Genomic DNA, 14,070 nt, shown 5'->3' on the forward strand with positions numbered 1-14,070 from the left:
AGATTGACCGTCAGGCTAACTCGCGAAACTATCCACTGTCAAGATTGGCTTGTATGCTGGTGGGATGAATCGTCCGGCGTATCACCACGGTGACCTGCGGGCCGTAATCCTGGACGAGGCGGCGCGATTGGTGGCGCAGCGGGGCGCGGACCGGGTGTCGATGCGGGAGCTGGCGCGCGACGCTGGCGTGTCACATGCGGCCCCCGCGCACCACTTCACCGATCGGCGAGGCCTGTTCACCGCGCTGGCAACGCAGGGATTTCAACTGCTGGCGGCCGCCCTCGTGGCGGCCCGTGGTCGCTTCGCCGATGCTGCCCTGGCCTACGTACGCTTCGCGATCGAGCATCCCGGCCACTACCAGGTCATGTTCAACCGGTCGTTGCATGACGCCGATGACGCCGACCTGGCCGCGGCGCAGGCCGCTGCCGCTGCCGAATTGGCCGCCGGGGTAGCGACCTTGCGTGACCCGGGCGCGCGGTCCGATCCGGAGGGCGCGCAGTTGGCCGCCTGGTCCTTGGTGCACGGCTTCTCGACCTTGTGGCTCAACGACGCACTCGATGCGCAAGTGCGAGCGCTAGACCCGACGGACACCGTATTGCGTATCGCAATGATGCTGTTCAAAAGCTAGCCGGAGCGGCTGCCGGCGTTTTGGGCAGGAATGCCGCCGGGATGAGGGTCGACACCACCAGCACCACGGCAACCCCGAAAACCACCGTGTAGGCGTGGGAGAGATCATGCATCACGTTGTCGGCGAAGTCGGGGGTGAGGGCCTGGGGCGGTAACCCGGAGGGGTCAACCGTGACTCCCCGTGCGGCCGCGTTCTGTTCCAAAGTGGCCACCTTGTTTGCGACCCAGATGTTATCGCTGCGATTGAACTGGTTGGTCAGTATCGTCGCCAGCAGTGCGGTGCCGATCGATCCGCCCACTTGCTGGGTCACGCTGATCAGGGTCGAACCACGCGCGATCTCTCGCGGCTTCAGGGTCAGCACCGCTGCTCCGGCGAGCGGCATCATCGTGCATCCCGTGCCCATGCCCATGATCGCGAGCCCGACCAGCAGCGTGGGTAGGTACTGCGCCCGGGTGGCGACTCCGAAGGTGAACATGGCCAGGCCCACGGCGATCAGGACGATGCCGAGCAGCACGCTCTTTCCCGGCCCGCGCCGGTCCATGAAGGCACTGGCGATGGGCATGGTCAGCATGGCGCCCAGGCCCTGGGGGATCAGATAGAGCCCCGATTGCATCGGCGTCTGGTGCAGCACTTGTTGCAGGTAGGTGGGGATCAACAGCGAAGAGCCGAAATACGCCGCAGCGAAGGCCAGCAGCGTCAGATTGGCCTGGGTGACCACGCTGTTGTTGAACAGATGCAGGTCGATGAGCGGGTGATCGGCACGGTGCCACGCATGCCAACCGAACCCGCCGAGCAGTGACAAGCCGGCAATGACCGGTATCAACACGTAGCGATCGGCCACGGTGCCCCGGTCGGGAATCAATGACAGGCCCAACAGAAATGCCGCCAGGCCTGGCGAGAGCAGCAGCACACCGATGACATCGAAACTTTCCGAGGGTGCCGGACGACCCGCCGGAAAGGTGATTGCCGCCAGGGCGAACGCTGCCAGCCCGATGGGCAGGTTCACCAAGAATATCCAGTGCCAGCCGAAGGAACTGATCAACCAGCCGCCCAGGATGGGGCCACCGATCGGGCCTAGCAACATCGGTATGCCGGTCGCTGCCATCAAGCGACCCAGCCGTTTTGGGCCCGCGGCCCGAGTCAGGATGATGAACCCCAGCGGCATCAACATGCCACCGCCGACACCCTGAAGCACCCGAAAAAAGATGAGCGACAGGATGTTCGGTGCAAGCGCGCATAGCAGCGACCCCAGGGCGAAGGCCAGGACCGAGCCCATCCACAGTCGCTTGGTGCCGAACCTGTCGGCAGCCCACCCGGCCACCGGGATCACGGTCGCCAGTGCCAGTGTGTAGCCGGTCATGGTCCATGCCACGACAGCCTGGGTGGAGTCGAATTCGATGATGAACGTGCGCTGTGCGACGCCGACGACGGTGGCGTCCAGTACCGACATCAACGAGGCGAGTACGCAAACGCCGGCAATGCGCAGCAGTGCCGCGTCGAGCCGGTCGGGGTAGACGTGTTCGCCGGGGCTGCTTGTCCCCGTGCGGGTATCGGGCGGTGCTGCCTCCGCCGGTGTGCAATGCGCCTCGTCCATGGCGTTACTGAGCATATCTAGGCATATCTCGCCATGTCATCGGCGGTGACGCGCCGGTGGCCCGCCGGCTTGCCGGTTAACTCGGCCGTAATCGGAATATCCGCACGTCAGGCATGCTGGTTGGACGTTTTAAGTCTGCATGTCCTTCACCGTCTCGAAACCTGCATTCGGCAAACTGCAAGCGTGGCTGGAAAACTGATCGTCTCGGTTTCGGGGATAGGCGAGCGCACCCTGGCCGGCGTCGAGTCGTTCTGCGCGCAGATGGACGAACGCTCGGTGCCGTTGTCGCTGTTGGTCGCGCCGCGGCTCAAGGGGGGCTACCGGCTCGATCGCGATCCGCACACCGTCGACTGGCTGGCCGGACGGCGCAATGGTGGCGATGCCCTGGTGCTGCACGGGTATGACGAAGCGGCGACCAAGAAGCGCCGGGGCGAGTTCGCGACACTTCATGCCCATGAGGCCAACCTGCGGGTGATGGCCGCCGACCGGGTGCTCGAACATCTCGGGCTACGTACCCGCTTGTTCGCGGCGCCGGGCTGGGTTGTCTCGCCGGGTGTGGTCAAGGCATTGCCGGGCAACGGATTCCGCTTGCTCGCCGATTGTCACGGGATTTCGGACCTGGTCCGCAAGACGACTGTGCGGACCCGCGTACTGGGCATCGGGGAGGGCTTCCTCTCCGAACCGTGGTGGTGCCGGATGGTGGTGTTGTCAGCCGACCGAGTCGCCCGGCGGGGCGGTGTCGTTCGCATCGCGGTGTCAGCCCGTCAGCTGCGCAAGCCGGGACCGCGCCAAGCCATGTTGGATGCCATCGATCTGGCGCTGATGTACCGCTGCGCACCGACGGTTTACAACTGGCGCCCAGATGGTGCGGTGCTCGACGCCGCATAGTCGCTCAGGCCCACCGGCAAGCTCTCAACGCCCTGCAATTGATCACCTCTGCCGGTGCGCCGCCGACTACGCGCTGGGAGCCGCAGCAGTCCGCGAGCCAACGCGACCCCGATCAAACATGCTCCCCCGCCAGCGAGCCCTAGCGGGTTGGGAACCTCGGCGAGCAACAGTCCCGACAACGCGATCACCAACGCGGGAACCATGAGCGTGGTCGCGGCCGTCACTCCCGCGTTGGTGCGCGCCAAGGCATACGCCCATGTGGTGAACGCGATGGCGCTGGGGCCCGCCCCGAGGAACACAAGCCACCAGAGATCGGCGGCGGAGGCCAGGCTCAGTTCCCGGGCCGCTGCCGGCAGAAATGGCAGCGTCACGATGAAGCCCACCAGCGTTCCCCAGAGGGTGGCACTCAGCGCGTCGACGGTCCGCAGTGCCACCTTCTGCAACAGCACCCCAGCGGCGTACAGCTCCGCGGCGAGCAACCCGAGACCGACGCCCAGCCAGTCGGTCTGCGACCCGCCCCCGCCAGCGCTGATGAGCACAACGCCAGCGAAGGCGATGGCAATGCCAGTCAACAGCCGCGCCGAGTAGCCCTCGCCGAGAAAGAAACCCGCGAAGACGGCCACCAGAATCGGGGCCAAGTTGACCAGCAGTGCCGTTGTTCCGGCATCGATGTGTTGCTCGGCCCAGCTGATCACAATCGAATAGGCGCCGAACCATGCCACGCCGTAGGCGATCACAAGGGTGAGCGCGGCGGCCGACGGCGGACGCAGACGCCTGGTCGTGGCGCGACCGGCGCAGGCGGTGTACGTCGCCGCGATGGTAGCGATCACCGCCATCACCATCACCGCGATGAAGAGCCGGCTCAGCGCCAGGACGCCGGGGGAAAACACGCGCCCGGCCGACCGAACCCCGACAAACGCGAACGCCCACAACGTGACCGTGACCCCCATGGCCAACGCGGGCATGTTCACGGTGCGTTGCGAGGAGGTCGTCGAGGAGGTCATGGCGGATATCGTCCCCGGAAAAACACTTCAGCACAATTGAACGGCAAGCATCACGAGAAATGCCCGTGAAGCGTACTCGGTGGATCACGTAAAAATGCCCGCGAAACGGTCGATCCTCGGCAGGCATGGGAAGTGGGCTGTCGATGTCGTCTCGGGCCGAGATCACCGCGAAGTTCGCCAGGGCGTATGTGGGGGCGCCGAAGGCGGACAAGGGGCAGATTCTGGATCAGGTGGTGGCGGTCACCGGCTGGTCGCGTGACAACGCCCGGCGGCGGTTGAGGGCGGCGGCCGCGCCGCCGGGAGCGGGTCGGCAGGTCGCCAAACAGACTCGCCGGCAACGCAATCCGAAGTACTCCTAGGATGCGCTCAAGGTGTTGCAGAAGGTGTGGGCGGCCTCAGGCGGGCAGTGCGGCCGGTACCTGGCCGCTTCCATGGCACTTCAGTTGGATGCTCTAGGGCGTGTCTGCTTAATGTGAATGGTGTTTTGGCTGATGCTGTTTGGGTGATGCGGACGCATGCGATTTCTGATGATTTGTGGTCGCTGATCGTGGCGGTGTTGCCTGCGGGGCGGCGGCGTGGCCGGCCGTGGAACGATCATCGACGTACTCTGGAGGGCATTATCTGGCGTTACCGTACGGGATCTCCGTGGTGTGACCTGCCCGAGCACTTCGGTCCCTGGCAATCGGTGGCCGAGAGGCATCTACGCTGGTCGGTCGATGGCATCTACGCGCGGATCTTCGCGGCGATCGCCTCTGACCTCGACGCCGAGGACGCCGACCTGGGCGCACTGTTGTCGGTCGATTCGACCAGTGTGCGCGCCCACCAACACGCAGCCGGAGCGCGCCCGGGCGCCGCACAGGGGGATCTGTCGAATTACAAGAAATATCTCGATGAGCCCGATGACCACGCCATTGGGCGTTCCCGCGACGGGCTGACTACCAAGATCCACGCCTTGACCGACCAGCTGTGCAGTCCGGTCACCCTGGCACTGTCGGCCGGTCAAGCCGGTGATAATCCGATGCTTTGGCCACTGCTGGCCGCCCGGTGCAGCAACTCATACGCCCCGTTTCGCCTGCTGGCGGACAAGGCGTACTCCTATGACTCGACGCGGGCACAGCTGCGCCGGCTCAAGATCGCCCATACCATCCCCGAGCGCAGCGACCAGATCACCCGCCGCAAAGCCAAAGGCCGCAACAGAGGACGGCCTCCGGGGTTCTCAGGCCGAATCTACAAGCACCGCAACACCGTCGAGCGAAGCTTCAACCGGCTCAAACACTGGCGCGCGGTCGCCACCTGCTACGACAAATACGCCCTGACCTACCTCGGCGGTGTCACCCTGGCCGCCATCATCACCTACCACCGCGTCCGCAATTAGCAGACAGGACCTAGAACGCCACGGCGAACTGGTGGACGGCCGTGACCGTTACGGCCCGGCGGTGCGTGCCGAGCTGTTGGCGATGAGCAGCGCCACGATCGACCGCTACCTGCGCGGCGCCAAGGCCCGCGACCAGATCTCGGGTGTGTCGACGACGAAACCCTCCCCGCTGCTGCGGTCCTCGATCACCATCTGCAAAGCAGGCGATGAGGCCGAAGAATCTCCGGGGTTCTTCGAAGGCGACACCGTGGCGCACTGCGGCCCGACACTGAAAGGTGAGTTCGCCCGCACGGTCAACCTCACCGACATGCACATCGGCTGGGTGTTCACCCGCACGGTGCGCAACAACGCCCACCCCCACATCCTGGGCGCCCTCAAAACCGGAATTACTAAAATCCCTATAAGGTAACGGGTTTGGACTTCGACAACGGCACCGAATTCCTCAATAAGGCGGTCATCAAGTGGGCCGCGGACATGGAGATCTTCTTCACCCGCTCACGGCCCTACAAGAAGAACGACCAGGCCACCATCGAGTCCAAAAACAACCACCTCGTGCGTCGCTACGGGTTCTACTACCGCTACGACACCGACGAAGAACGCGCCGTGCTCAACCGGCTGTGGCACCTGGTCAACGACCGGCTCAACTACCTGACCCCCACCATCAAACCCATCAGCTACGGCTGCAGCCGCGACGGTCACCGCCGCCGGCTCTACGACAAGCCCCAGACCCCCCTGGACCGGCTGCTGGCCGCCGGAGTCCTCTCAGCGGCCCAACAAACAGAGCTGCTCACCTACCGCAACAGCCTCAACCCCGCCGCGATCGCCCGCCAGATCGCCGACCTGCAAGCCGCCCTGCTCAGACTCGCCAAAGACAAGACCGAACAGCTCTACCTCGCCGCCATACCCGCCGCTCTACCCGCCCTCAAAGCCGGCATCCGCATCAAAAGCAAGACCACCACCTGACCCCGATTTCGCGGGCATTCCTTACCTGATGCATGAACCAGGTTTCGCAGGCATCTTGACTCGATGCATCACGTTGAATATTTCTAAACTAATGATTAGCAGTACCGTATAGTCGTTGCGCGTGATCGATCCTCATCGCCTGCGCATCCTGCGTGCCGTCGTCGCGGAGGGATCCATCGGTGGTGCTGCCGCCGCGCTGGGGTGAACACCGTCCGCGGTGAGTCAGCACATCGCTGTGCTGCAACGTGAGATCGGACTCAGCCTGGTGGAGAAGGTCGGGCGTGGAATCGCCCCCACGGATGCGGGCGCAACCCTCGCGGCGGAGTCGGCGGCGGTCTTCGATGGGCTGTCGCGTCTCGACGGTCTGGTCGCTGATCTTCGGCATAGCCGCGCCGGCACCCTGCGGGTGGGCTACTTCGCGTCGGCGGGAGCGGCCTGGATGCCGGCGGTCATCGCGACCATCAGCTCGGAATATCCCGCTGTCCGGCTGGATCTACGGTTGGTCGAACTCGCCGACGCCGACGACGCGGCGCCCGACGTCGAGATCAATGTCGCCGGCATGCCCGGCACCGAGCTATCGAACTACGACACCGCTGCCCTGGTCACCGAGGATTACGTGGTCGTGGTCGGCGCCGGAGACTCTCTCGCTGAACGGGATTCGGTGACCCTGCGTGAGTTCGCAGGCGAACCGTGGATCGACAACGACGTTGCGCGCGGCAACTGTCGGGAGAATCTCCTGCGTGCCTGCACTGCCGCGGGATTCACGCCGTGCTTTCGTGTCGAAACACACGACTACGTGACCGCGGTGCGATTCGTTGCCGCCGGTGTCGGTCTCACCGTGGTACCCAGGCTTGCCCTCGTCGACCTACCTGCCGGAGTACGCACCGTCGCCATCTCCGAACCGACGGCACGGCGCACCATTGTGGTTCGCCGGCACCAACGCGCACGTAACAATGTGGTCGCCGGCCGGGTGCTCGAACTCATCCATCAACAGGCGGTGCGGACGCACGGACCGGCGGTGGGGGCACTGGCCTGATCTGGGCTTGGGTCGCACATCTTGACCCGAAAGACCCTTGGGTGAAGTCGAAAATGATATGGCTGCAAGGTGTCTCGAGGCTAGAAGGTGACCGCGCTTTCTTCGAGCAACACCTGAAAGTCGGTATCGGTCATCTCGGCGAGCCGGCCGTAGTAAATGCCACGTGCCTCGGTGGCGATGATCCCCTGATGGATGGGTACGGCGCGGGCCGGCGCGACCGATCGCAGGTAGTCGACGGCCTCGGAGATCTTCATCCACGGGGCGGCCGCCGGCGTGGCCAAGACGTCCACCGGTTCGTCCGGGACGAACAGGGCGTCGCCGGGATGCATCAGCCTGGCGCTATGGTCGCCGTCGCCGACCAGGTACGAAATATTTTCTATGACTGGGATTTCCGGATGAATCACCGCGTGACGTCCGCCGACGGCCCGGATCGCCAGCTCGCCGACCGCCAGTTCGTCGCCGACGTGGACCTCCCGGCATTCGGTGCCAAGTACGGCTGCGGTGTGCGCGTCGGCATACAGGGCGGCATCGGGGTTGGCCGCTAGCAGCGCGGGCAGCCGGCTCACGTCGACGTGATCGGGGTGCTGGTGGGTGATCAGGATCGCCGCCAGGCCAGTGATCCCCTCGAACCCGTGCGCAAAGGTCCCGGGATCAAACAGCACTCGGGTTTGACCGAAATCCGCGAGAGACAGGAATGCCCAAAATGCGTCAGTTGCATGTCTACGATTGTGCCCTGATGGCAGCCCTGCCGATGCGACTGTTGCTGGCGACAATGCTGGTCGCCGGCAGCTTGGTGATCACGGTAGGGGTGGCCACGCCGGCAGCGGCGGAGCCCGAAACCTGCCCACCGGTATGCGACCAGATTCCCGGTGCCGCGTGGATCCAGCGACGCGCCGTGCCCATGAACGCGGTCTATCGCTGGCCCGCGCTGGGCGCGGTGGCGACGGCCCTGACCAGGACGACACCCCGGTTCCGGTTCGAGGAAATCTGTGCCACACCGGCCTTTCCGGACGACATCCGCAAATCGGCCGTTGCGGGCCGCGCGTCGGTGACTCACCCGGACAGTCAGTGGCAATTGCAGGCCCAAATACTGCACTGGCGGGGCGACACGGCCCGCGGTGGAGCCATCGCCGCGACCGTGTTCGGCGCCGCGGTCACCGCGCTGCGCGCGTGTCAGCTGGGGGCGCCCAAGCAATCCCCGTCGGTGACCGACGACGAACCCACCCGGATGTCCGCGGTGATCAGCGGTCCGGTCATCATGCATACCTACCTGATTGCGCACCCGGCGAGTAGCACCGTCAGCGAGCTCACGCTGTGGACTTCCGGACCGGCGCAGGTGGAATGGCCGGTGATCAACGATTCCACCGTCCTGGACGCCATGGTTGCGCCGCTGTGTGAGGCCTATATCGCCTCGTGCAGCTGAGCTGACCGCGCCGTTTCACCGGGGATCTAGGCGGTCATGCCAAGTGCTTCCACATGCTGTGCACGCGCCGCCGCCAAGGCGGCCGCCCTTGCGGAAACAGAAGCCGCAGGCGACACCAGCTCCGCTTCGGGCGCTATCGCCGACGCTATTGCGGAAGGCGCGGCAACAGGTTTAGCGCCCGCAATTTCAGATTCAGCCTCGGCGGGCGGTGCGTACAAGCTCAGCAAGAACGGGAGGTTCGGGCCAATATCAATATTGAACGCGTCCGATAACCCGCGCAAAGTCCCGGACAACGCGCATGCCGTTGCGATGAGCAGCAGCGTTGGGCCGGCCAGGGCCAAGGCCGGTGCCGCCAGGACGCCCACCGCCAAGGCAATTTCGTACAAATACACCATGAGAAATGTGTGCCAGAACGCCAGCAGAATGATCATCGACAAATAGACGATTACATATAAATACACGCCCAAGATGATCGAATAGTACAGAATATTCATGATTAGCCACATGATTAAATCGATGATGTCGATTTTCTGGGCGGTGGCGGGCGTGCTGATTTCGGCCTTGAGTATGAGCGGGGCCGGTGTGGTGTGGGGCATCGAGGCCAGCGTCGTGCCCGAGACCGCCTGATATGCGCTCATGGTGGTGGCCGCTTGAATCCACATCCGCGCGTAGTCGACTTGGTTGAGCGTGATGGGGATGGTGTTGAGTCCAAAAAAAATTGGTCGCGACGAGCGCCGCGTGGGTGGTGCGGTTGGTGGTCAACTCCGCCAGTGTCGGCATTGCTGCCAGCGCACTGGCGTAGGCCCCCGCCGCCGCCTCGTGCTCGGCCGCCGTCGCCGCGTAGTCGGCGCTGGTCTTGGTCAACCACGTCAGATACGGCACATGGGCATCGACATAACTCTGCGCGCTCGGCCCCTCCCACGCCACGGCCGACTCACCCAGCATGGTGGTGAGTTCATCTGCGGCCGAGGCGTGTTCGGCGGCCAGCGACGTCCATGCCGCGGCGGCCTCGTGCAGTGGACCCGGGCCCGGGCCCGCGCTCAGCAAAGCCGAATGCCCTTCCGGCGGCGAGGCCATCCAAACAGACGCCGTCATAAAAGTCCTCCCGAAATCCGACAAGTCGCCGCCACAGTACGGACGCTTGGTGAACAAACGGGGTTAGCTGGTTGCCGGCATCGGGGTGCGGGCGTCGCGTCGGTGAACCGGGGCCGGCGAAGCGACACAACGCAGCGAAACCGTCGGGTGGCTCCGGTGCGATCGCACACCGATCTCGATGGCTATGCCGTCACCGGATCGGCGAACAGCGCGTCTTCGGTCGGTTGTTCTCACGGGCCGGCAGCAGCGGACTCGCGCCCGTGACGCGCCCCGGAGGCCATCGCCGGTAGAGTTGGCGCCGAGCAATCGGAGCTGAGGAGGAATGCCGGTGGCCCGGGTGGTCGTCAATGTGATGCCCAAAGCGGAGATTCTGGACCCGCAGGGCCAGGCAATCGTCGGCGCCCTGGGGCGTCTCGGGCATCCCGGAATCTCGGATGTCCGCCAGGGCAAGAGATTTGAGCTAGAGATCGACGACAGCGTGGACGATGCCACGCTGGCCGAAATCGCGGAGTCGCTGTTGGCGAACACGGTGATCGAGGATTGGACGATAAGCCGGGACCCGCAGTGACAGCTCGGATCGGGGTTATCACATTTCCCGGAACGCTGGACGACGTGGACGCCGCCCGCGCGATCCGGCTGGTGGGCGCCGAGGCGGTGAATCTCTGGCATGCCGACGCGGATCTGAAAGGCGTCGAGGCCGTGGTGGTGCCCGGCGGCTTCTCCTACGGCGACTACCTGCGGGCGGGTGCGATCGCCAGGTTAGCCCCGGTGATGGGCGAAGTGGTGAGCGCCGCGCAGCGAGGCATGCCGGTCCTGGGGATATGCAATGGTTTCCAGGTGTTGTGCGAAGCTGGCCTGCTGCCCGGCGCGCTGACCCGCAATGTGGGGCTGCACTTCGTCTGCCGCGACGCATGGTTACGGGTGGCGTCGACGTCGACCGCCTGGACATCGCGTTTCGAACCGGCGGCGGACTTGCTGGTGCCGCTCAAGTCCGGGGCGGGCCGCTATGTGGCCTCAGAACAGGTGCTCGACGAGCTGGAAGCCGAAGACCGGGTGGTGTTCCGCTACCACGACAATGTCAACGGCTCGCTGCGTGACATCGCCGGGATCAGCTCCGCCAATGGCCGGGCGGTCGGGCTCATGCCCCACCCCGAACACGCGATAGAGGCGCTGACCGGCCCCTCCGATGACGGGCTCGGACTGTTCTATTCGGCGCTGGACGCGGTGCTGGCCGCCTGAGGTCGGCCGGATCAGCCGGCGTCGCGCATCAGCGGCGGCGTCTGCGGCAGCTCGGCGACCCGGTTCAACTCGCCAAACAGCTCGATCGATGCGCCGATGGCGCGGTCCACTAATACGGCGAATTCGCTGAAGTCCACCGGACCGGCGATCCATTGGGACTTGTAGGCGGTGACGCCGATGCGCTGTGGGTCAGACGAGTTGTGCACTATCGCGGTGACTCCGCGACGCTGGGTGTTCCAGCGGTCGGCGAACCGCGCCAGCAGCGCACGGTCGCGCGCGGGGAAAAAGCATGCGGGAGCGACCCGAATCGCGAACACTTCCGGATGCGCCGGTGAGATCTCCAGGTGGACGTGCAGCCGCTGGGGATGGGCGTCGGTGACGAAGAAGAACTCGCCGTCGTGCTGGCCGCGGAAATACCGCCTTCCACGGGTGCACAAGTAGCGTTCGATCAGGGTTGCGCACAGTGGCTCGGTCATGAATCCATGCTCCGCGCTGCGGCTATGCAGATCCTTGGAGCCAAGGAAAGCGGATCCAAAGAATCAGTTGAGAATTTCCTGAGTGGCTGCTGCTTGTCGGTTACGAGAGCGGATACAGCCCCGGCAGGTTGACCACGATCGCCTCCTGGGTGCTGCGCGCGATGACCACTTCGGCGGGTATGGTCGGGTCGGGATTTTCTTCCCGGTGTGGCAGATAGGGCGGAACGAAGATGTAGTCGCCGGGTTCGGTAGCGATACGCACCTCCTGCTCGCCGTCGTGAAACACAAACTCCGGGCGTCCGCTTCGCACATAGATTGCGGTTTCGGAGTCTCCGTGGTGATGGTTGGCCGAGACCGTCCGGGGCAGGACATGCGTCTCACCCATCCAGATCTTCTCCGCGCCCACCGACCTTCCGCTAAGCGCGGCAAACCGGCGCAATCCCTCCGATTGCGCGGTATCGGAACTGATTTCGGAGGCCTTGATGTGGTGTACCTGCGCGCGACGGCGGTCCGGGGCGGCTGTTTCGGCTGGGAAGTCGGGATGGAATCCGTCCGAGGTTGCCATGGCTGCTCCGATTGTTGGGTGAGTGCTAGACAAGGACGAAAAACGAATCGCGGTAGGCCTCGAGAAGTCGCAGCCACAGTTCGCTGATCGTTGGAAAGCATGGTACGGCGTGCCACAGCCGGTCGATGGGCACTTGGCCGGCGATGGCGATGGTGGCGGCGTGCAGCAACTCCGCGGCGCCCGGGCCGACGATGGTGACACCGAGGAGGCAACCTCGGTCGACGTCGACGACCATGCGGGCCCGGCCGGCGTAGCCGTCGGCGAAGAGCTTGGCCCCGGTGACGACATCGCCGATTTCGACGTCGATCGTCTTGATCCGATGACCGGCCCGCGCCGCCTGCTCGGCCGTCAGTCCCACCGCGGCGGCTTCGGGGTCGGTGAAGAAAGCCTGTGGCACCGCGTGATGATCGGCGGTGGTCGCATGCGCACCCCACGGTGCGGTGTCCAGCGAGTCTCCGGCGGCGCGGGCACCGATAGCGCTACCGGCGATGCGGGCTTGGTACTTGCCCTGATGGGTGAGCAGTGCGCGGTGATTGACGTCGCCGGCCGCATAAAGCCAACCGCGATCGACGGCGTTCACTCGGCAGGTGTCGTCGACATCGAGCCAGTTGCCCGGCGCCAGCCCGACCGTCTGCAGGCCGATGTCGTCGGTGCGTGGTGCGCGGCCGGTAGCGAACAACACCTCGTCGACCTCGAGCCCCGTATCGTCATCGAGTTCGAGGGTAACCGGTGCATCGGGATGCGGCCGGTGCAGTGCGCGCACTGAGATCCCCACGCGCACATCGACGCCCGCGCGGGTGAGGCCGCGGCCGACGAAGTCGCCGACAAACGGTTCCATCCGGCTCAGCAATCGGGATCGCGCCAGCAGGATCACCGACGACCCCAATCCTTGCCAGGCGGTAGCCATTTCGACACCCACACCGCCCGCGCCGACGATCGCGAGCCGGCGGGGCACCGAACTGGCCTCGGTGGCTTGGCGATTGGTCCACGGCCAGGCCTCGGTGATCCCAGGCAGGTCGGGCAAGGTGGGGCGACTTCCGGTGCAGACGACAACCGCATGCCGCGCCGCGACCATCAGCGTCTGGCCGTCGTGATCGGACACACTGACTCGACGCGGACCCGCCAGCCGCCCATGGCCGCGGATCAGCGTCGCGCCGATACCACTGACCCAGTCGGCCTGGCCGCCGTCATCCCAGTTACTCACGTACCGGTCCCGGCGATCGAAAACTGCTGCCGCGCTGATTGAGTCGCTGATTGCCTCGCGCGCACCGTCCACCCGGCGGGCATCGGCAACGGCGATCACCGGACGTAGCAGCGCCTTACTCGGTACACATGCCCAGTACGAGCATTCACCGCCGACGAGGTCACGCTCGATCACCGCAACGTGCAGCCCCGCAGCCTGGCAGCGGTCAGCGGCATTCTGCCCGACCGGTCCGGCCCCGAGCACTATCACGTCGAACGAAAGATCGGGTTCGCCGGCCGGCATCCGGGCGCGTTCGTCTTCGGTCACGGTCGCAGATCCTTCCGTCGACTCTCTCTGCGACGCTACGCCCCGCACTCTGGTGCGCTACCGGCGAGTGTGGGCTGAGTTCGTCCTGTTCTTCTCGACGACTCAGCCGCGTTGTTACTGGCCCGCTCCCACCAATGCCCTGGTGCGGTGGGACTCCAGCCGGTACTGATCCCACGCCTGGCGGCCGTAGGGCATGCCGGGGTGCCAGCCCGCGGGGTCCATACGACCGGGCCGCGGGCGGCGTCTCGGGCCGAAGCGCTCGCCGCTGGGTGTG

General features: G+C 65.3%; 14 protein-coding genes and 3 pseudogenes. 10 read left to right on the forward strand and 7 right to left on the reverse strand.

Annotated features, from left to right (window positions below):
* Nucleotides 1-64: 64 nt before the first annotated feature.
* Entirely contained in the window at nt 65-628 is a 564-nt protein-coding gene (locus G6N41_RS09220; protein WP_020730740.1) for a TetR/AcrR family transcriptional regulator, read from the forward strand.
* Here the strand turns inward: G6N41_RS09220 and G6N41_RS09225 are convergent.
* Nucleotides 618-2,237, reverse strand: coding sequence for a DHA2 family efflux MFS transporter permease subunit (locus G6N41_RS09225; protein ID WP_198967184.1), 1,620 nt, complete (start codon nt 2,235-2,237; stop codon nt 618-620). The genes G6N41_RS09220 and G6N41_RS09225 overlap by 11 nt on opposite strands.
* Nucleotides 2,238-2,405: 168 nt before the next feature.
* Between G6N41_RS09225 and G6N41_RS09230 the strand changes: the two genes are divergently transcribed.
* Nucleotides 2,406-3,110, forward strand: coding sequence for a DUF2334 domain-containing protein (locus G6N41_RS09230; protein WP_198967185.1), 705 nt, complete (start codon nt 2,406-2,408; stop codon nt 3,108-3,110).
* Here the strand turns inward: G6N41_RS09230 and G6N41_RS09235 are convergent.
* Nucleotides 3,068-4,114 (reverse strand): DMT family transporter, encoded by a 1,047-nt coding sequence (locus G6N41_RS09235; RefSeq protein ID WP_198967186.1) that lies wholly within the window; start codon nt 4,112-4,114, stop codon nt 3,068-3,070. The genes G6N41_RS09230 and G6N41_RS09235 overlap by 43 nt on opposite strands.
* A 143-nt stretch (nt 4,115-4,257) precedes the next feature.
* On the opposite strand from G6N41_RS09235, the gene G6N41_RS09240 reads away from it, so the two are divergent.
* The 5 genes and pseudogenes from G6N41_RS09240 (at nt 4,258) to G6N41_RS09260 (ending at nt 7,488) form a co-directional block, all read left to right on the forward strand.
* Nucleotides 4,258-4,473, forward strand: coding sequence for a hypothetical protein (locus tag G6N41_RS09240; protein WP_198968099.1), 216 nt, complete (start codon nt 4,258-4,260; stop codon nt 4,471-4,473).
* Between the two features lie 143 nt (nt 4,474-4,616).
* Nucleotides 4,617-5,489, forward strand: a complete 873-nt coding sequence (locus tag G6N41_RS09245; protein ID WP_407663799.1) for an IS5 family transposase — start codon at nt 4,617-4,619, stop codon at nt 5,487-5,489.
* Nucleotides 5,443-5,898 carry a hypothetical protein gene (locus tag G6N41_RS09250; protein ID WP_198967187.1) on the forward strand — a complete coding sequence of 152 codons (456 nt, stop codon included), beginning with the start codon at nt 5,443-5,445 and terminating at the stop codon, nt 5,896-5,898. The genes G6N41_RS09245 and G6N41_RS09250 overlap by 47 nt, the downstream gene beginning before the upstream one ends.
* 5 nt (nt 5,899-5,903) lie before the next feature.
* Nucleotides 5,904-6,452, forward strand: a complete 549-nt coding sequence (locus tag G6N41_RS09255; RefSeq protein ID WP_231608891.1) for a hypothetical protein — start codon at nt 5,904-5,906, stop codon at nt 6,450-6,452.
* A gap of 121 nt (nt 6,453-6,573) precedes the next feature.
* Nucleotides 6,574-7,488: pseudogene (locus tag G6N41_RS09260) on the forward strand (LysR substrate-binding domain-containing protein).
* 80 nt (nt 7,489-7,568) lie between these two features.
* On the opposite strand, the pseudogene G6N41_RS09265 reads toward G6N41_RS09260, so the two are convergent.
* Nucleotides 7,569-8,206: pseudogene (locus G6N41_RS09265) on the reverse strand (MBL fold metallo-hydrolase).
* Here G6N41_RS09265 and G6N41_RS09270 point away from each other — a divergent pair.
* On the forward strand, nt 8,183-8,911 hold the full coding sequence (locus G6N41_RS09270) for an ATPase (RefSeq protein ID WP_198967188.1): 729 nt from the start codon (nt 8,183-8,185) through the stop codon (nt 8,909-8,911). The pseudogene G6N41_RS09265 and the gene G6N41_RS09270 sit on opposite strands and share 24 nt — an antisense overlap.
* Before the next feature lie 26 nt (nt 8,912-8,937).
* Here G6N41_RS09270 and G6N41_RS09275 read toward each other — a convergent pair.
* Nucleotides 8,938-10,006, reverse strand: a pseudogene (locus tag G6N41_RS09275) (PPE family protein).
* A 328-nt stretch (nt 10,007-10,334) separates the two neighbouring features.
* On the opposite strand from G6N41_RS09275, the gene purS reads away from it, so the two are divergent.
* Both purS and purQ read left to right on the forward strand, forming a co-directional pair.
* Complete coding sequence (purS, locus tag G6N41_RS09280; protein WP_015357291.1) at nt 10,335-10,574, forward strand: phosphoribosylformylglycinamidine synthase subunit PurS; 240 nt, start codon at nt 10,335-10,337, stop codon at nt 10,572-10,574.
* Nucleotides 10,571-11,245 carry a phosphoribosylformylglycinamidine synthase subunit PurQ gene (purQ, locus tag G6N41_RS09285; RefSeq protein WP_198967189.1) on the forward strand — a complete coding sequence of 225 codons (675 nt, stop codon included), beginning with the start codon at nt 10,571-10,573 and terminating at the stop codon, nt 11,243-11,245. Before purS ends, purQ begins: the two co-directional genes overlap by 4 nt.
* An 11-nt stretch (nt 11,246-11,256) precedes the next feature.
* On the opposite strand, the gene G6N41_RS09290 is transcribed toward purQ, so the two are convergent.
* From G6N41_RS09290 to G6N41_RS09300, 3 genes are all read right to left on the reverse strand, one after another.
* A complete protein-coding gene (locus G6N41_RS09290; RefSeq protein ID WP_198967190.1) occupies nt 11,257-11,721 on the reverse strand; it encodes a hypothetical protein in 465 nt (154 codons plus the stop codon).
* Between the two features lie 100 nt (nt 11,722-11,821).
* Nucleotides 11,822-12,286 carry a cupin domain-containing protein gene (locus tag G6N41_RS09295; protein WP_198967191.1) on the reverse strand — a complete coding sequence of 155 codons (465 nt, stop codon included), beginning with the start codon at nt 12,284-12,286 and terminating at the stop codon, nt 11,822-11,824.
* 25 nt (nt 12,287-12,311) lie between these two features.
* Nucleotides 12,312-13,772 (reverse strand): dihydrolipoyl dehydrogenase family protein, encoded by a 1,461-nt coding sequence (locus G6N41_RS09300; protein WP_198967801.1) that lies wholly within the window; start codon nt 13,770-13,772, stop codon nt 12,312-12,314.
* Between the last annotated feature and the right edge of the window lie 298 nt (nt 13,773-14,070).

This window comes from Mycobacterium shottsii (genome assembly GCF_010728525.1).
Classification (GTDB): Bacteria; Actinomycetota; Actinomycetes; order Mycobacteriales; family Mycobacteriaceae; genus Mycobacterium; species Mycobacterium marinum.

Bases quoted from the DNA above. Each gene is read 5' to 3' on its own strand.
- G6N41_RS09290 (WP_198967190.1), bottom strand. From the start codon at position 11,721: ATGACCGAGCCACTGTGCGCAACCCTGATCGAACGCTACTTGTGCACC.
- G6N41_RS09270 (WP_198967188.1), top strand. From the start codon at position 8,183: ATGCCCAAAATGCGTCAGTTGCATGTCTACGATTGTGCCCTGATGGCA.
- G6N41_RS09295 (WP_198967191.1), bottom strand. From the start codon at position 12,286: ATGGCAACCTCGGACGGATTCCATCCCGACTTCCCAGCCGAAACAGCC.
- G6N41_RS09220 (WP_020730740.1), top strand. From the start codon at position 65: ATGAATCGTCCGGCGTATCACCACGGTGACCTGCGGGCCGTAATCCTG.
- G6N41_RS09300 (WP_198967801.1), bottom strand. From the start codon at position 13,772: ATGCCGGCCGGCGAACCCGATCTTTCGTTCGACGTGATAGTGCTCGGG.
- G6N41_RS09235 (WP_198967186.1), bottom strand. From the start codon at position 4,114: ATGACCTCCTCGACGACCTCCTCGCAACGCACCGTGAACATGCCCGCG.
- G6N41_RS09240 (WP_198968099.1), top strand. From the start codon at position 4,258: ATGTCGTCTCGGGCCGAGATCACCGCGAAGTTCGCCAGGGCGTATGTG.
- G6N41_RS09225 (WP_198967184.1), bottom strand. From the start codon at position 2,237: ATGCTCAGTAACGCCATGGACGAGGCGCATTGCACACCGGCGGAGGCA.